This window comes from Pseudomonas sp. LB1P83, assembly GCF_054897885.1.
Map to the genome: position 1 here is coordinate 1,178,156 of NZ_CM142709.1, position 15,649 is coordinate 1,193,804.

A 15,649-nucleotide genomic window follows, 5' to 3' on the forward strand; every position below is an offset into this window, starting at 1 on the left:
AACGTTTGTTTGCCTTACGGCCGTTGCGAAACACTACGGGCGGAACCCACCGATCACGGGAGATGAATTGGCCTTGCTCCTGCGTGCAAACTGATGAGTCGGGTTCCTTCCGACAGGCCGCGATTAGGACTATAGATGCGAAACATAGGCTGTCAAAATTGATGGGCTGATTGCTCGACGAACGGTCGATATGGTTATGACTTCCGATGATTTGGCGATAAAAACCAGCTCATTAAAAACTTCCAAGTGAGCCAGGCAAGAGCATGGGTGGAAAAGGGGGCAGATTTTGCGGGTTCACTCGATGAGGCGGGTTAACAAACATCTTTCGCCATAGGTCGGATAGGGCAGGGCGCACCGGTCGGGGTATCTTGGCGAACCGGTTGTGCGCTACTGGCCACAACAACGTACCGACAGGAGAACGCAATGAGTTGGTCCGCCAAACAATACGTCGCTTTTGAAGATGAACGCACCCGCCCGGCCCGTGACTTGCTCGCGGCGATTCCGCCGGTGGACGCGCACTCGGCCATCGACATCGGTTGCGGCCCCGGCAATTCGACCGAGTTGCTGGTGGAGCGCTTCGCCAATGCCACGGTGCGTGGCCTGGACAGTTCGACCGATATGATCGAGGCCGCCCGCAAGCGCTTGCCTCAGGTGCAATTCGACACGGCAGACATCGATACCTGGAACGAACCGGGTCCGTTTGATGTGATCTTCGCCAACGCGGTGTTGCAGTGGGTGCCCGATCACGCCACGTTACTGCCTTCGCTGGCCGCCCGACTGACCCAGGGCGGCAGTCTGGCCATTCAGATGCCTGACAATCTCAACGAGCCGTCCCATCGCTTGATGCGCGAAGTCGCTGCCGATGGGCCGTGGGCCAGCAAGTTGGCGGACGCCGCCGGGCAACGCACGGAAATGGCGAGCGCCGGTGATTACTACTCGATGCTGCGACCGCACTGTGCGCGAGTCGATGTGTGGCGCACCACCTACCATCACCCGCTAACAGGCGGCGCGTCCGGGGTGGTCGAGTGGTTCAAGGGCAGCGGCTTGCGGCCGTTTCTCGAACCGCTGGATGACGCGGAAAAGGCGCAATACCTCAAGCAGTACCAAGCCGCGATCGAGCAGGCGTATCCGGCGCTGAGCGATGGTTCGGTGCTGTTGCCATTCCCGCGGTTGTTTATCGTCGCGACTCGCTAGCGCAGAAAGGGACGGATCACGCTGTGCGTTATCTGTCCCTTTGCCTGGCACTCAAGTACTCAAAAATAAACGAAGCAAAGCCGAACAACCCAATCATCGAAATGATCATGATCCCCAACTCTGAATTGTCCATGTTGATCTCTTGGCGATGTGTGAGCTGGCACAATAAAGTATCTGTGGTCAGGTCCAACGCAGCACTACTGCTTCTTTACTGACTTCCGGGAATCCATACGCAAAAATTACGAATACCCGGCCTGGTCCTCAGCGCTGAACGCTGACCAGCATCATCATCGGTCGCTCCCGCTCTTCGGCCAAGGCCGGTTGTGCGGCCACCTCAGCATCGGTTGGCCCCCATTCGTTGACCTGTTGGATACTGAAACCTGCGTCAATCAGTGAATTGAGCAAGGTGCCGATAGTGCGGTGCTGCTTGATCACGCCTTCGGCCAGCCAGTTCGTCACCCGTTCGCCTTCCAGTTGATAACTGTCCAGCGGCCAGCGCTTGTTCCCTTCGCTATCAATCAGCCAGCCTGGATTGCGCGGGGCCATGAAGATTGGATGTTCGATTGAAAATACGAAGCGTGAACCGGGTTTAAGGGCTGCGTGGATTTTTGCGAACAGTCCTGGGAGATCCTTGATGTAGTGCAGCGCCAGAGAGCTGTATGCCAAGTCGAAACTGGCATTGGGTAGGTCAAGTTGTTCCAGATCGGCACGGGCGTATTGAATATTCGTAGCCGACGTCGTGTTACGTGCCTGCTCCAGCATTTTTTCAGAGACGTCCAAACCGAGCACGTTATCGGCGCTTTGATCACTGGCCCAGCGGCAGAACCAGCCATAACCGCAGCCGAGGTCTATGACCTTCAGGCCTTTCAAGGGTGGCAACATTGCCATGAGTGCAGGCCATTCGGGTGCAGCGTCGAGGCCGCCGATGGAGCGGGCCATTTGGCTGTAGCCCTGAAAAAATTCCGGGTCGTCGTAGATGTTTTGAGTCATGCACGAGGTGCTCTGTTGAGATCGTTCACGGGCGGCACCTGATGTGCGGCCGATCGGGTTCCCTCGAAGAGTGATGGCGCGTGTTCGTTGATGGCCGCGCAGGGGGGAGGGCGGTTGAAGATAGGGAGGAGATGCTAACGGGTTGAGCAGGGAGGGGAAACGGATTGAGCGTTGTGGATTTGTAAGCGGAGCTCATATCAAAGTACACCGATCATTCAGGGGATTGCCGATCAGTAAGGAAATGGGCAGGGGCAACAAATACATAGCAGCTGGCGAAGCCTGCGTTCGGCTGCGCAGCAGTCGTAAAACCTGAGCGCGAGGTCTTCCTGAAATACCACATTGTCCGATTTCACGACTGCTGCGCAGCCGAACGCAGGCTTCGCCAGCTGCTACAAATTGAGGACACCCCGAAAGGCGTCCCCAAATCACGTCAGGACGGTTTTGCGTCCATGCGTCGAGCGATAACATCCAGCACATCGCAACCGTCGCGCAAGGGCACGCAGCAGAGCAACGCAAAGTCGCTGAGGACCACCGAGTCAGAAGTGATGTCGCCTCGCATCGCGAGGTTTTCAAGAAGCTGCGTCACGGCCCGAATTCTGTAACTGGCGGTGCTGAGCAGCGAGTGCAGTGGTTGGGTGGTGTTGACGAACAGGGAGGGAAGGTCGTCGGCATTGCTGGTTAAAGCCATATATTCGTTCATGAGTGATTACCGTTAGTAGGTGAAAGACCTACCACTCAATCGTCGCCAAACAATAGGGCGGCAGCTGTACGCAGGTTGGCGAACCGGACAACGGTAAAACCGGCAGACCCGGAGGTCTCCCACGCACAGCTACCAAAAAAAGCGCAGCAAAGTGCAGTCAGAAAAAACTCCGGAAAAGCTCGGAGTGCTTCTGAATCGTTGTCATCGAGTCGCCAAACCCGATACGCCATTTGGGCGCGGATCGGACTATAGGCCTCGTGACAACGGCACAGCAATGCGCAAGTCTACGGACAAATCCCACCGTCGTGTAGGACCTTGCCTTTTCGAAAAATTGGCCACTTTCGTGCCGCCAGTGAAATGGGTTGTAGACAGCTATTGGCAGGCGTTGACTGACCGTTCAGGATGGCGAACCGGCGTTCCACTAAATCTTATCCCCAAAAAAACCGGCCCCTAAGGACCGGTTTTTTTGTCTTCAAAACTTTCCCGTCAGAACCATGGCTGAAATCGAATGGAGCCGGCTAAGAGGCCACCCGTCAGGCAACACCCGCAAGCAAGCTCTCGTAAGGAATCCTCAATCCGTCGTGCAGACGTTTGATCATCGACAAGCTCAGTTTGCGCTTGCGGTTCAACACTTCGGATACACGCCCGCTCGTCCCAATAAAGGGTTCCAGGTCGCGAGGGGTCAGGCCTTGTTGATCCATACGAAATTTAATGGCCTCAATCGGATCGGAGGGCGGCATTGGGTAATGCTCGTCTTCGTATTTTTCGATGAGCAGCGCCAGGATTTCCAGCTCATCACCTTCAGGCGAACCAATTTCTGCCCCCCACAGTTGCTCTATACGAGCAAATGCAGCGGTCAGATCTTCCTGGCTGCGAATCGGTTTAATGTCCATTACACGGTCTCCGCGTTGATCTGATCATATTGGGCGTGGGTGCCGACGAATCGTATGAAACCAAGCTGTCGCAGATAGTCGATTGCCAGAATCACTCGATATTTGTTGCCGCCGATGTTGAATACAACCCTGCCGCCCTTGAGGATGCTCGCCGTTCTCAGCTCCGCCTTGACCTCTTGTGGCGTGCGATAAATAGCTTTTTCCATATGTCGATACCATTCAACAAGCGGTGTTTCGGCTTCAGTGTAAGCCGGACTGCTTTCCCAGAATTCCCGCAAGGTTCCTTTTGCAATCACACGCACCGCACATCCTCCCGTTTTGGGAGATGGTAGTCTTCACTCAGGAGAGATGCAACGAGCCTGTGCGATGCCACAATGGTTCGCAAGGGGCTTGAAACCGACTTGCAATGATGAAATCTGTTACTGAGGCAAAAAAAACGCTAACAAAACGCCTACTTTGTAGAAAAACGCTAGTTTCCGCCTTGAAACATAAACCCCAGACACAAAAAAACCGGCCATCAAGGCCGGTTTTTTCTTTACCTGCATCCCCCGTCAAAAAACCACGTGAGACAAAAATTCGATTGGAGCGGGTGAAGGGAATCGAACCCTCGTTATCAGCTTGGGAAGCTGGAGTAATGCCATTATACGACACCCGCTCAGAGCGGCTGACTTTGTACCAGATGTGCGCGTGGAAATGAAGTTTTTCTTTGCGCGGGATGGCTTTAGCGCAGGTGAAAAAAGACATCAGACCGCGTAACGGTCGTTCGCGGGCAAGCCTCGCTCCTACAGGAATGCGTTTAGCGTTGTAGGGCGAAGCTTGCTCGCGATGACGCTGTTTCAGATGGCCAGTGCATGTTGGTCCTGGACGTAGTGGTAACGCGGTCGGCTTGCGTGTTGCGCCGGTTTCAGAAAGCCCAGCAGTGCATCGCGGCTGTCTCGGCAGGCAGCTTTGTGCTCCATGTCGAGAAAGTGGCCGGTGGCCTGTAAGGTGCTGAAGGTGGCGTTTTGCAAGTGGTTGGCGAACAACCGGGCGCCATCGGCGGCGGTGTATTCGTCCCATTCGCCGTTCATGAACAGCACCGGCACGTTGATTTTCTCTGCGGCTTTGAGAAAGCACTGGCGGTCGCTGTTGAGCAGGTCGCTGATATGAAAGTGCATCTGCCCGTATTCATGCTCGGCCAGGCTGCTGACGTGGCGGTAGTTGAAGCGCTTGAACAGCGTCGGCAGGTGTTTGCCGATGGTACTGTTCACCAGGTTGCCGACCCGGTCGCCGTCACGGCTGCCGAGGTAGTCAACGCCGCGCTCGAGGTAGTCGAGCATGTGCGCGTTGATTTCCGGGGAGAACGAGCTGATCACGGCTTTTTCGATGCGCCGTGGCTGTTGGGCCAGGGCGACCAGGGTCGCGGCGCCACCCCAGGAAAACGACAGCACGTGTTCGGCGCCAAAGTGGTCGATCAGCTCCAGGAGGATCTGCCCTTCGACTTCCTTGGTCAGCAATTTCTCATGCAGGTTGTGGGCTTTTGACTTGCCCGCGTAGGGCTGGTCGTAGCAGACCACATTGAACTGTGGATGAAGGTTTTTTACGGTTTGTGCAAACGACGCAGTCGTGGCCATCGAGCCGTTGACCAGGATAATGGTCTTCTCTGCGGCGTCTGCGCGATAGAACTCCGTGTAAACCCGATACTGACCCTGTATATCCAGCACAGCGATTTCTGGCCTCATGTCATAAGACTCCAAGCAAGCGGGTATGCGCGCAAATGAGATTGCACGAGCTTTGTGACAGGTAGGCATACGCCTGGAATTTGTAGGCCCATGTCGATCCAATGCAATCCGGTCGACGGGTATTGTTATTGGCGGGCAGTCTGTCGGTCTGAGGCGGAACCTGAGGGTTCTCTAACCGGCAAAAAGTTTCTTAGAAGTATGTTGTGACTCGTCGGTCACATTTCGGCCGACGTCCTGATTCAAGCAGGGGTCACGTGATCGCGCAAGTGTCATTCGTAAATTGTTCGACAACTTCTGCTCAGCGGTAGGCTGCGTAGATCAAATGAATCTCTTCGGTGCGTAATGCGCGGTACTCGCCCGGTTTCAGCGCATTGTCGAGCACCAGCGGGCCCATGCGTTCGCGGTGCAGGCGCAGCACCTTGTTGTCGAAGTGGCCGAACATCCGCTTCACCTGGTGATAACGGCCCTCGACGATGCTCAGACGCGCCGACTTCGGCCCGAGCACGATCAGCTCGGCCGGTTGCGTGGTGAGGTCTTCGAAAGCGAAGTACAGGCCTTCGGTGAATTTCAATGCGTATTCCGGGCCAATCTCCTGCTCGGTCTCGACGTAGTAGACCTTGGGCAGTTTGGTCTGCGGTTGGGTCAGGCGCCGCGACCAGCTACCGTCGTTGGTGATCAGCATCAGTCCGGTGGTATTGAAATCCAGGCGACCGGCGATGTGCAGGTCATCGCGGTCCGGCTCATGGATCAGGTCGAGTACGGTCGGGTGTGCCGGGTCGCGTGTGGCGCTGACGCAGCCGGGCGGTTTGTGCAGCATGAAGTAGCGTGCGGGTTTTCCGACTTGCAGGACTTCGTCATCGACCTCGACGCGGCTGAATTCGAGCACCTCGGCGTGCGGGTCGCTGACGATTTTTCCGTCGACCCGAACGCGCTTTTCCACCAGCAACAGGCGCACCTGCTTACGGTTGAAGCGCGGCAGGTTGCTGAGGAAGCGGTCAACACGCATGGCTGGGGATCAGTTGGAAAAGGGCCGCGTATCTTACGTGATCGGCGGGGCGCTTGCTTACAGCTGCGCCTCGACCTCGGCACAACGCGGGCACAAGCAGGATTTGTCGCGCAGTTCCGCCGGCAGCGCTTCGAGCACCGCCGGGTCGATGCTGACGCCAAAGCACCAGCACGCCTGATCGACGGTGCGTGGGTCGGCCAGGGTGCAGGCGTTGGAGGCGCCGCAGGCCGGACAGAATTCAGGTTTGTTCATGTAGGACTATGCATAACTGGTGTGAGGCATTTCCACGCAGGTTCGGTTACGGCCGGATTGCTTGGCCCGATACATCGCATGATCGGCTCTGGAGAGCAGGGTGTGCAAGGTTTCATCCGGTTGCAGCGTCGTGAGGCCAATGCTGACTGTCAGCTGCAAGGCCTGATCGTTGTAGGCATAACGCTGTTGCTCGACATGTTGGCGAATTTTCTCGGCGATCATCAGACCGGTCTCACCGTCGGTGTCCTTGAGCAGCACGATGAACTCTTCGCCACCCCAGCGGCAGACGATGTCGGAGTGCCGCAGGCAACTCTCCAGATCCCGGGCGAAGCCGATCAGCACCTGATCGCCGGCCAGGTGACCGTAGGTGTCGTTCAAGGCCTTGAAGTGATCCAGATCCAGCAACAACGCGGTCAGTGGCTTGGGCTCGCGCTCGGCTTCGTGCATGGCTTGCGCTGCCAGGAGGTCGAAACCACGGCGGTTCGGCAGTTCGGTCAGGCTGTCGAGCGTTGCCTGCGCCTGGATCTTGCCCTGGTAGCGCTTGATCACGCGGTTGAGCAGGGCCAGCACGATCAGCGTGACGAGCAGGCAGATCAGCAAGTTGAGGTACAACGACTGGCGGATTTCACTGAGGGCGCCGTCTTCACGCTTGTCGACAAACAGGTACCAGTTCAACTCCGGAATGAACCGCACGTTGAGGAAATGTCCCTGGCCGTGGACGGAATATTCGTAGCTGCCGCTGTGGGGTTTTGGCAGCTGGCTGACCAGGTCTTTCATGTTCTCGAGTTCGCCGAGTTTCTGGCCGATGTGCGCCCCTTGCGGGCCACCCTCGGCGCCGGTGAGCACCAAGCGTCCGAAATTATCGACGAAGTACACGCTGCGCTGGTAACGCTGCTGGTATTTATCGATCAGCTTGATCACCGCATCGACCGTCAGGCCGACGCCCGCGGCACCAATGAAACGGTTGTTGTAGTCGTAGACTTTGTAGTTGATGAAGAAAGTCTGGTTGTCCTTGTTGGCAAGGTCCGGGTCGACGTTGATCTCGTAGGGGGCGGCCATGTCGCGCACGCGGAAATACCAGGCATCACGGGGTTCAGTGGACTTGACCTGTTTGAGCACGCCCTTGGCGTGGTAGTAGGTGAGGCTGGTGTTGGAGACGAAAAATGCCGTGTAGGCGCCGTAGTGGGTCATGACCTCGTTGAGGTAACGGGTCATTTTCTCGGGGTCTTGCTCGCCGTTTACCACCCAGTCGCGCATGAAGGTGTCGCGGGACATCATCGAGGAAATCAGGATGGGTCTGACGAGGTCTTTCTGGATTTCCGAGTAGACCGTGTCCGACGTCAGGGGCAGTTCGGTGTTGACGATGCTGTCGCGGATGGAGGCTCGCGAGGCGTAGTAACTGAGGAAAGAGGTCGCGAGAAAGCCTGCACCCAGCAACGCGATAAGCGTGAGGACCAACGATCGTTGCGAATACAGCGGCGAGCGAAGCGGCATGACGATTCCGTTGGCAGTGACCCGATGGCAGGCATTCTAATGGCACTGCGGGGAAATGACTCCTTCATTTGTAGGGGGAATGGTGTCAGGTAGGGCCACCCCTCACCCCAGCCCTCTCCCCAGTGGGGAGAGGGGGAAAGGGGGCCGATCTCCATGCTTCTCAAACCTGAGTTCGACTTCGAAATTTCAGGTCGATGTAACTTGAACAGTCACCTCGGTCAGTCCCCTCTCCCCCGGGAGAGGGTTAGGGTGAGGGCGGATTCCGGATCAGACACAACTCTCAAGATACGCACGCCATCCCCCAAGATGACTAATATCCACCGCCCCCTCCAACCCATACCCCTCACAAATAAACCCACTCTCCCATCGCCCGTCCGCCAGTTGCACCTTGCCCAACCCCAGCGGCGCCGCAATTCCGGTCAGAAACGACCCCAACTCACTGCTCGGCAACTCCCACACCTCCACCGCAATCGCCACGCCACCGTCCTTCACCCGCACCATCCCGGGACGAAACGGCGGGCCGCCGGCCAACGCAAACAGCTGATAGTCAGGCGAGCTAAACGTCGTCTCGACCAAACGAGCCCCGCGTTTCTTCAATTGCCAGTTCAGCGCCAACCCATCCAGATGCGCGCCGCACACCACCAGTCGTGCGCGATCATTGCGAGCGACAGTTGTCGGTGCAGGCTCAGCGGAACGGCGCTGCAGAGCATCCGCCACGCCCAACAAATACTGATCGGTAAACGCCCGGCCAAATAAAGTCACCCCCCACGGCAAACCATTGCCCATAAAACCGCTGGGCACGGCGACGGCGGCGTAATCGAGCAGGTTCATGAAGTTGGTGTAGTAACCCAGTTCCGAATTGCGCAGTACCGGCTCGGCTTCCAGTTCCGCCAGGGTAACGGGGCGACCGAGGGTGGGTGTGACAACGAAATCGAGCCCTTCCAGTGCTTGGTCGCAGAGCGCCTTCAAGGCTTGCAGCCGATACTGGGCACGGAAGGTCTGCACGCCGCTCACCGCCGGCGCCTTGGCCAGCACCGCGCGAATCACCGGTAGCACGGCCTCGGGGTTTTGCTCCATCAACTCGCCGGCCACGCTGTAGCGCTCGGCCACCCATGGCCCTTCATAAAGCAGCCGCGCCGCTTCGAGGAACGGCGACAGATCCAGTTCCACCGCTTCGCCGCCCAAGGCCTTGAGTTGGTCGATGGCATTACCGAACAACAACGGTCCTTCAGGGCAACCGAAGAATTCCAAGTCCTGCGCACGCGGTACGCCGAAACGGAAAGGGCGCGGAGTGCCGAACGCCGAGCCGTCATTCCACATCGGGTTGCGGCGGCTGTATTCATCTCGCGGGTCGAGGTGTGCAGTGAGCGCCAGCAACTGACTGGCCTCCCGGGCCGTCGCGGTGAACGTCGTCACGCAATCGAGCGTGCGACAGGCCGGCACCACACCCGCCGTGGAGATCAGCCCTTTGGTGGCTTTCAACCCGACCAGATTGTTCAACGCCGCCGGCACACGTCCCGATCCCGCCGTGTCCGTGCCCAACGAAAAACTCGCCACGCCCAGCGCTACCGCCAGGGAAGATCCGGCGCTGGAGCCTCCCGACGGATACTCCGGCAACACGCTGTTCGGGCACGCGCCATACGGCGAACGACTGCCATTGAGGCCGGTGGCGAACTGGTCGAGATTGGTCTTGCCCAGTGGAATCGCCCCCAGCGCAAGGAGTTGCTCGACGATAGTCGCTGATTGCTCTGGCACATAAGCAAACGCCGGGCACGCCGCCGTGGTGGGAATACCCGCCAGGTCGATGTTGTCCTTGATCGCAAACGGCACACCAAACAGCGGCAGGCTGTCGAGTTCGCGGCCGTCGAGCGCGGCGAGGTACGGTTCCAGTTCTTCAACACTGAGCAAGTGGATGAACAGGTGATAATCCGGGTTCAGCGCCGCGGCTTTATCGCGCAGGCTCAGCAGCAGTTGCCGAGGTGTGGTGCTGCCGTCGCGGTAGGCGCTGCGCAGGGCGTCGAGTTGCAGATTGATGTTCATGGCGTCATTCCTTTTCAAAATGGGATCAATCGAGTTCCAGCACCACGACGCGCTGGCCGGCGCGCACCGCCGAACCCGGATGCACGCGGATCTCGCGCACCACGCCGGCCATGGGCGCGAGCAGCGGAATTTCCATCTTCATCGACTCCAGAATCACCAGCACATCACCGGCGGCGACCCGGCTGCCGGTCTCGACCTGAACCTGCCAGAGGTTGCCGGCGATGTGGCTGTCGACGCTCATTTCACCGCTGGCGAGCGGTGCATTTTCGGCCACTTCCGGGGCCGGTTCTTCGCTGTCGAAATGCGCCTGGCCGCTGGCGATCCAGCGTTCGCGCTCGGCGTTGAACGCGCCTTGTTGCTGATCGCGAAACGCGGCGATGGTCTCGGCTTCTTTTGTCAGGAAGGCCTGGTAATCCGCCAGATTCAGTTGGCTGTGTTCGATGTTCAATTCGAAGCGCCCGAGCGGGAAGTCCCGGCGGATGCGCAGCAGTTCATCGGCGCTCACCGGGTAGAAACGGATCTGGTCGAAAAAGCGTAGCAGCCACGGTTTGCCATCGAACGCAGCGACCTCGCGGTAGCGGTTCCACATCTGCAAGGTACGACCGACAAACTGATAACCGCCGGGGCCTTCCATGCCGTAGACACACATATAGGCACCACCGATGCCGACCGAGTTTTCAGCGGTCCAGGTGCGGGCCGGGTTGTACTTGGTGGTGACCAGACGATGACGCGGATCGAGCGGGGTGGCGACCGGTGCGCCGAGGTAGACGTCACCCAGGCCCATCACCAGGTAGCTGGCATCGAACACCGTGCGCTGCACTTCGTCGAGGTTCGGCAGGTCGTTGATGCGGCGGATGAACTCCAGATTGCTCGGGCACCACGGCGCGTCCTTGCGCACGGTGGTCATGTATTTCTCGATCGCCAACTGACAGGCCGGATCGTCCCAGGACAGCGGCAAATGCATGATGCGCGACGGTACTTGCAAGTCTTTGGCGGCGCACACGGCGTCCCATTCACCGGCGACGATGCCGAGCAGATCGGCCAGCGGCAGTTGCTCGGGCTGGTAGTGCACTTGCAGCGAGCGGATGCCTGGGGTGAGGTCGATGACGCCGTACAGGGTTTTGCTTTCCAGCGCTTGCATCAGGGCGTGGGCGCGGAAGCGCAGGACGAGGTCCAACTCAGGTGCGCCGATCTCAAGGAGAAGGTGCGTATCCCCTGACAACCTCGCAACCAGCCGCGTATCCCCCTGACCCAAATCCAGCACCACAGGCGACTCTATTCCCTGTAGGAGAGAGCCTGCTCGCGATAGCGGTGTGTCAGTCACATGAATGTTGGTTGTACTGCCGCCATCGCGAGCAGGCTCACTCCTACAGGGGATATTCCATTTCAGGGCGAGGTCGCGGGCGGTTTTGAGATCGACGGGGAGGAACTGTACTTTGTCGCCGGCCTTCAGTTGTCCAAGCTGCCAGAGGTCGGCTTCGATCACCGTCACCGGGCAGACAAAACCGCCGAGGCTCGGGCCATCGGGACCGAGGATTACTGGCATGTCCCCGGTGAAATCCACCGCCCCAATGGCATACGGATTGTCATGAATGTTCGACGGATGCAACCCGGCCTCACCCCCATCGGCACGCACCCATTCCGGCTTCGGCCCGATCAATCGCACGCCGGTACGGCTGGAGTTGAAGTGCACTTCCCACTGGGTCGCGAAGAAAGTGCCGATGTAGTTCTCGGTGAAGTATTCCGGTGCGCCGTGAGGACCATAGATCACCCGAATCTGCCGCACGGCAGGTAACTCGGTGACGCGGTCCAGTTGCTGACCCACGTTGCGGTCGATCAACGCAGGCATATGCAACACATCACCCGCCCGCAACGCACGACCGCCATGCCCACCAAACTGTCCAAGGGTGAACGTACTTTTGCTGCCCAGATAGTCCGGCACCTGCAAGCCACCGCGCAGGCACAGGTAGCTGCGAGCGCCGGCACCGGCAATCGTGCCAAGGCTTAAAGTACCGCCGGCCGGAATCATCAGCGCCGTGTTCATCGCTACGGTTTCACCGTTCAACGTCAGCGGAATGACCGCGCCGGTGACCACCACCACCGCATCGCAATTGAAGCGCAGCAACGGCCCGCTCATGGTGATTTCCAGCGCTGCGGCACCTTCGTCGTTCCCCAGCAAACGGTTACCCAGACGCAACGCGCGACTGTCCATCGGACCCGACGGCGGTACGCCCACGGCCCAGTAGCCGAGCCGGCCAGGATAGTCCTGAACGCTGGTCTGGGTGCCGGCGCTGAGCACTTCAAACGTGTTGGCCTGATACACCAGACCTTCCAGGCAACGGGTCCACGGCTGGCCGCTGGCGAACGGTGCATCCTGCAGAATTTGCCGCAGGTAATCGCGGTTGGTTTCCACGCCGTAGAGCAGGCTGTCACCCAGCGCCTGATGCAGATCCGCAGCGGCCTCTTCGCGAGTCGGTGCCCAGCAGATGACCTTGGCAATCATCGGATCGAAGTACGGCGGGATCTCGCAACCGGCCTCGACCCACGTGTCAATGCGCAGCTGTTTGCCATCGGCGGCAGGGAAGTTCACGGCGGTCAGCAAGCCTGGACTCGGCTGGAAATCGCGGCCCGGATCTTCGGCATACAGCCGCGCCTGAATCGCATGGCCGTCGGCTTTCAAACCTTGGCTCAACACATTCAATGGCGGCAAATCACCGGCCGCCAGTTCCACCATCCAGCGCACCAGATCGACGCCCCACACTTGCTCGGTGACGCCGTGCTCCACCTGCAGGCGGGTGTTCACTTCGAGAAAGTAGAAACGTTGCGCCTCACTGTCGAAGACGAATTCCACGGTGCCGGCGCTGCGGTAATTCACCGCTTTCGCCAGTTGGATCGCCGCTGCGCAGAGTTCTTCGGCCATGCCTTCGGGCAGGTTCGGCGCCGGGGTTTCTTCGAGGACTTTCTGGTTGCGCCGTTGCACCGAGCAGTCGCGCACGCCGAGGGCAATCACGTCGCCGCGACCGTCGCCGAACACCTGAACTTCCAGATGACGGGCGCGCTGGATGTATTTCTCGATAAACACACCGGCGTCGCTGAAGTTGTTCTGGCCGAGGCGCTTGACCGCTTCAAAAGAGTCGCTCAACTCGGCCGCGCTGCGGCACACGCGCATGCCGATGCCGCCACCGCCAGCGGTGCTTTTAAGCATGACCGGGTAGCCGACCTGCTCACCCGCAATCAACGCCGCGTCGAGGCTGTCGAGCAGTTCGGTGCCTTCGAGCATCGGCACGCCGTGTTGCTTGGCCAGGGCGCGCGCGGTGTGCTTGAGGCCGAACACCCGCAGCTGCTCCGGCGTGGGGCCGATGAAGGCGATGTCGGCGGCTTCGCAGGCTTCGGCGAACGCGGCGTTTTCCGAGAGAAAACCGTAGCCGGGGTGGATCGCCGTGGCGCCGGTGGCTTTGGCGATGGCGAGGATTTTGTCGACGGCCAGATAGGTGCCGGCGGCCGCGCCTTCACCGAGGCTGTGGGCCTCATCGGCTTGCAGGATGTGCAGGCTCGCGGCATCGGCTTCGGAGTAAACGGCAACGCCTTTGACCTGCACTTCACGCAGGGTGCGCAGGATGCGGCAGGCAATGGCGCCACGGTTGGCAATCAGGACTTTTTCGAACATGGCATAACCCCCGGAGGCGATAGCGCATCAGCCTCGACCTGGGATGCGGGCCGTCCCGCAGTTTTTCGAAATGCACCCGGGCCGTCCCGGGTGAAATAACAATCTGCTTTTTTGTGGCGAGGGAGCTTGCTCCCGCTCGGCTGCGGAGCAGTCGAAAATCAGCCGCCGCAATTCCGGGGGCCGCTTCGCGATCCAGCGGGAGCAAGCTCCCTCGCCACAGGGTTCAGTGTTGCTTTGGGGGTTTGAGGCATTGGCCTGAACGGGCCTGGCACAGGGCAAACAACCACCGCCGCAACCGCGCTAATTTCAGTTCCATACCAAAAGCTCCGCAGGGGTCGGGTTGTAGGCGTTGCACGGGTTGTTCAGTTGCGGGCAGTTGGAGATCAGCACGATCACGTCCATCTCGGCCCGCAGGTCGACGTATTTCCCCGGTGCCGAAATCCCGTCTTCAAAGGTCAGCCCGCCATCTGCCGTGACCGGCACATTCATGAAGAAGTTGATGTTCGGGCCGATGTCGCCCTTGCCCAGTCGCCCGTCATGAACGCAGGCGCGCAGGTAGTTGTCGCGGCAGCTGTGCATGTAGCGTTTCTCCAACGCGTAACGCACGGTGTTGCTCTCTTGCGCGCAGGCACCACCGAGGGTGTCGTGACGGCCGCAAGTGTCGGCGACGATTGTCAGCATCGGTTTGCCGAGGTTGGAATAGAGCACGCTGCCGGTGCTCAGGTAGACGCTGTTCTGCCGGCGCAACGTGCGCTGCACGTCGTAACGTTCCTTGGGATTGGTGACGCTGTAGAACAAAGTGTCGACGGCCTGATTGCCTTCCAGGTCGAGGATGCGCAAGGTCTGGCCAGCCTTGACCTCCATCAGCCACGGTTCGCCGGCGGGGATGGTGGCACGGTAGACCGCGGTTTCGGGCAGCTGTTGAGCGGTAGCGATTGTGAGTGACATGGCAGCGATCCTCAGGCGAACAGGCGGTCGGTGTTGATGAAGCCGCGCTGGTTTTCCGGGCGCGAGGTGCGGCAGTGTTCGGCGACGCTGGCGTCAGCGTTCATCCAGCTGAGCTTCAGGGGTTTCGGTGCGTATTCCGGCGATGGGTCCATCGGGTGTTGCAGTGCGGTAAGCACCACCAGCGTGTCCATCGGCGCGTACAACTCGATGTAGTCGCCAGCCTTCGAGTTGCCTTCGACAAAGTGGAAACGCCCGGCCTCATCGACGTCCACGCGGCTGAACAGGTTGAGTGTCATCAGCAGATCCGACAGGCCCAACCCCCACTTGCCCAGCTCCACCAACAGGTTGTCGGTGCCGTTGCGGAAGAAGCCGTTGCGCAGTTCCTGATAGCGCCCGGCACCGTATTTTTCCGCGACCTCTTCAGCGCAGAGCACGCCGCCGAGGCTGTCGCTCCAGCCACAGGTGTCGGCGGTGATTGCTGCCAGAACGCGGCCCATGTCCGAGTACAGGCAATGGCCAGTGGTGAGCTTGGCGGTGTGTTGGCATTTGAGGCTGTCGGGCAGGTTCAGACGCTCGGTTTTTTCATTGGCATTGAGCAGCGTCAGGCTGACGTTGGCGCCGCCGCGCAGGTCGGTCAGGCGCAGCAGTTGGCCGCGCTTCAACACGAACGAACGATGGCCACCGCCGGGGAGCATTTCTTCGGCGAAGGGCGGGAACAGTTGAGTCGAATCAATCATGTGCAAA

The 15,649-nt window shown here is 59.3% G+C and carries 13 protein-coding genes and 1 tRNA gene; 1 reads left to right on the forward strand and 13 read right to left on the reverse strand.

All coding sequences use genetic code 11. The features are described 5' to 3' along the window. Positions 1-423 precede the first annotated feature (423 nt). Entirely contained in the window at positions 424-1,194 is a 771-nt protein-coding gene (gene tam, locus ACYZTY_RS05305; RefSeq protein ID WP_461957596.1) for a trans-aconitate 2-methyltransferase, read from the forward strand. A gap of 261 nt (positions 1,195-1,455) precedes the next feature. On the opposite strand, the gene ACYZTY_RS05310 is transcribed toward tam, so the two are convergent. From ACYZTY_RS05310 to ACYZTY_RS05370, 13 genes are all read right to left on the reverse strand, one after another. Then, entirely contained in the window at positions 1,456-2,184 is a 729-nt protein-coding gene (locus ACYZTY_RS05310) for a class I SAM-dependent methyltransferase (protein WP_461957597.1), read from the reverse strand. A gap of 430 nt (positions 2,185-2,614) precedes the next feature. Beyond that, positions 2,615-2,884 (reverse strand): short-chain dehydrogenase, encoded by a 270-nt coding sequence (locus tag ACYZTY_RS05315; protein ID WP_461957598.1) that lies wholly within the window; start codon positions 2,882-2,884, stop codon positions 2,615-2,617. Positions 2,885-3,417: 533 nt separating this feature from the next. Then, a complete protein-coding gene (locus tag ACYZTY_RS05320) occupies positions 3,418-3,777 on the reverse strand; it encodes a helix-turn-helix domain-containing protein (protein ID WP_461957599.1) in 360 nt (119 codons plus the stop codon). Beyond that, positions 3,777-4,079 (reverse strand): type II toxin-antitoxin system HigB family toxin, encoded by a 303-nt coding sequence (locus tag ACYZTY_RS05325; protein ID WP_461957600.1) that lies wholly within the window; start codon positions 4,077-4,079, stop codon positions 3,777-3,779. The genes ACYZTY_RS05320 and ACYZTY_RS05325 overlap by 1 nt, the downstream gene beginning before the upstream one ends. Before the next feature lie 279 nt (positions 4,080-4,358). Beyond that, positions 4,359-4,432: transfer RNA gene (locus tag ACYZTY_RS05330), tRNA-Gly, on the reverse strand. A 181-nt stretch (positions 4,433-4,613) separates the two neighbouring features. Then, positions 4,614-5,498 (reverse strand): alpha/beta fold hydrolase, encoded by an 885-nt coding sequence (locus ACYZTY_RS05335; RefSeq protein ID WP_461957601.1) that lies wholly within the window; start codon positions 5,496-5,498, stop codon positions 4,614-4,616. Between the two features lie 298 nt (positions 5,499-5,796). Beyond that, the gene (locus ACYZTY_RS05340; protein ID WP_461957602.1) at positions 5,797-6,504 is read right to left on the reverse strand and encodes a pseudouridine synthase; all 708 of its coding nucleotides are present in this window, start codon (positions 6,502-6,504) and stop codon (positions 5,797-5,799) included. A gap of 57 nt (positions 6,505-6,561) precedes the next feature. Then, the gene (locus ACYZTY_RS05345) at positions 6,562-6,756 is read right to left on the reverse strand and encodes a cysteine-rich CWC family protein (protein WP_461957603.1); all 195 of its coding nucleotides are present in this window, start codon (positions 6,754-6,756) and stop codon (positions 6,562-6,564) included. A gap of 6 nt (positions 6,757-6,762) precedes the next feature. Then, a complete protein-coding gene (locus tag ACYZTY_RS05350) occupies positions 6,763-8,250 on the reverse strand; it encodes a sensor domain-containing diguanylate cyclase (protein WP_461957604.1) in 1,488 nt (495 codons plus the stop codon). 267 nt (positions 8,251-8,517) lie between these two features. After that, positions 8,518-10,290 carry an allophanate hydrolase gene (gene atzF / locus ACYZTY_RS05355; RefSeq protein ID WP_461957605.1) on the reverse strand — a complete coding sequence of 591 codons (1,773 nt, stop codon included), beginning with the start codon at positions 10,288-10,290 and terminating at the stop codon, positions 8,518-8,520. 25 nt (positions 10,291-10,315) lie between these two features. After that, positions 10,316-13,957: an urea carboxylase gene (uca, locus tag ACYZTY_RS05360; protein ID WP_461957606.1), complete on the reverse strand. Its 3,642-nt coding sequence runs from the start codon at positions 13,955-13,957 to the stop codon at positions 10,316-10,318. 306 nt (positions 13,958-14,263) lie between these two features. Continuing rightward, positions 14,264-14,905 carry an urea amidolyase associated protein UAAP2 gene (locus ACYZTY_RS05365; protein ID WP_461957607.1) on the reverse strand — a complete coding sequence of 214 codons (642 nt, stop codon included), beginning with the start codon at positions 14,903-14,905 and terminating at the stop codon, positions 14,264-14,266. Between the two features lie 11 nt (positions 14,906-14,916). Further along, positions 14,917-15,642 (reverse strand): urea amidolyase associated protein UAAP1, encoded by a 726-nt coding sequence (locus ACYZTY_RS05370; RefSeq protein ID WP_461957608.1) that lies wholly within the window; start codon positions 15,640-15,642, stop codon positions 14,917-14,919. Positions 15,643-15,649: the final 7 nt, after the last annotated feature.

What these genes read in the sequence shown, in the direction of transcription:
- tam (WP_461957596.1), top strand. Translation starts at nt 424, where the DNA reads ATGAGTTGGTCCGCCAAACAATACGTCGCTTTTGAAGATGAACGCACC.
- ACYZTY_RS05310 (WP_461957597.1), bottom strand. Translation starts at nt 2,184, where the DNA reads ATGACTCAAAACATCTACGACGACCCGGAATTTTTTCAGGGCTACAGC.
- ACYZTY_RS05315 (WP_461957598.1), bottom strand. Translation starts at nt 2,884, where the DNA reads ATGAACGAATATATGGCTTTAACCAGCAATGCCGACGACCTTCCCTCC.
- ACYZTY_RS05320 (WP_461957599.1), bottom strand. Translation starts at nt 3,777, where the DNA reads ATGGACATTAAACCGATTCGCAGCCAGGAAGATCTGACCGCTGCATTT.
- ACYZTY_RS05335 (WP_461957601.1), bottom strand. Translation starts at nt 5,498, where the DNA reads ATGAGGCCAGAAATCGCTGTGCTGGATATACAGGGTCAGTATCGGGTT.
- ACYZTY_RS05340 (WP_461957602.1), bottom strand. Translation starts at nt 6,504, where the DNA reads ATGCGTGTTGACCGCTTCCTCAGCAACCTGCCGCGCTTCAACCGTAAG.
- ACYZTY_RS05345 (WP_461957603.1), bottom strand. Translation starts at nt 6,756, where the DNA reads ATGAACAAACCTGAATTCTGTCCGGCCTGCGGCGCCTCCAACGCCTGC.
- ACYZTY_RS05350 (WP_461957604.1), bottom strand. Translation starts at nt 8,250, where the DNA reads ATGCCGCTTCGCTCGCCGCTGTATTCGCAACGATCGTTGGTCCTCACG.
- atzF (WP_461957605.1), bottom strand. Translation starts at nt 10,290, where the DNA reads ATGAACATCAATCTGCAACTCGACGCCCTGCGCAGCGCCTACCGCGAC.
- uca (WP_461957606.1), bottom strand. Translation starts at nt 13,957, where the DNA reads ATGTTCGAAAAAGTCCTGATTGCCAACCGTGGCGCCATTGCCTGCCGC.
- ACYZTY_RS05365 (WP_461957607.1), bottom strand. Translation starts at nt 14,905, where the DNA reads ATGTCACTCACAATCGCTACCGCTCAACAGCTGCCCGAAACCGCGGTC.
- ACYZTY_RS05370 (WP_461957608.1), bottom strand. Translation starts at nt 15,642, where the DNA reads ATGATTGATTCGACTCAACTGTTCCCGCCCTTCGCCGAAGAAATGCTC.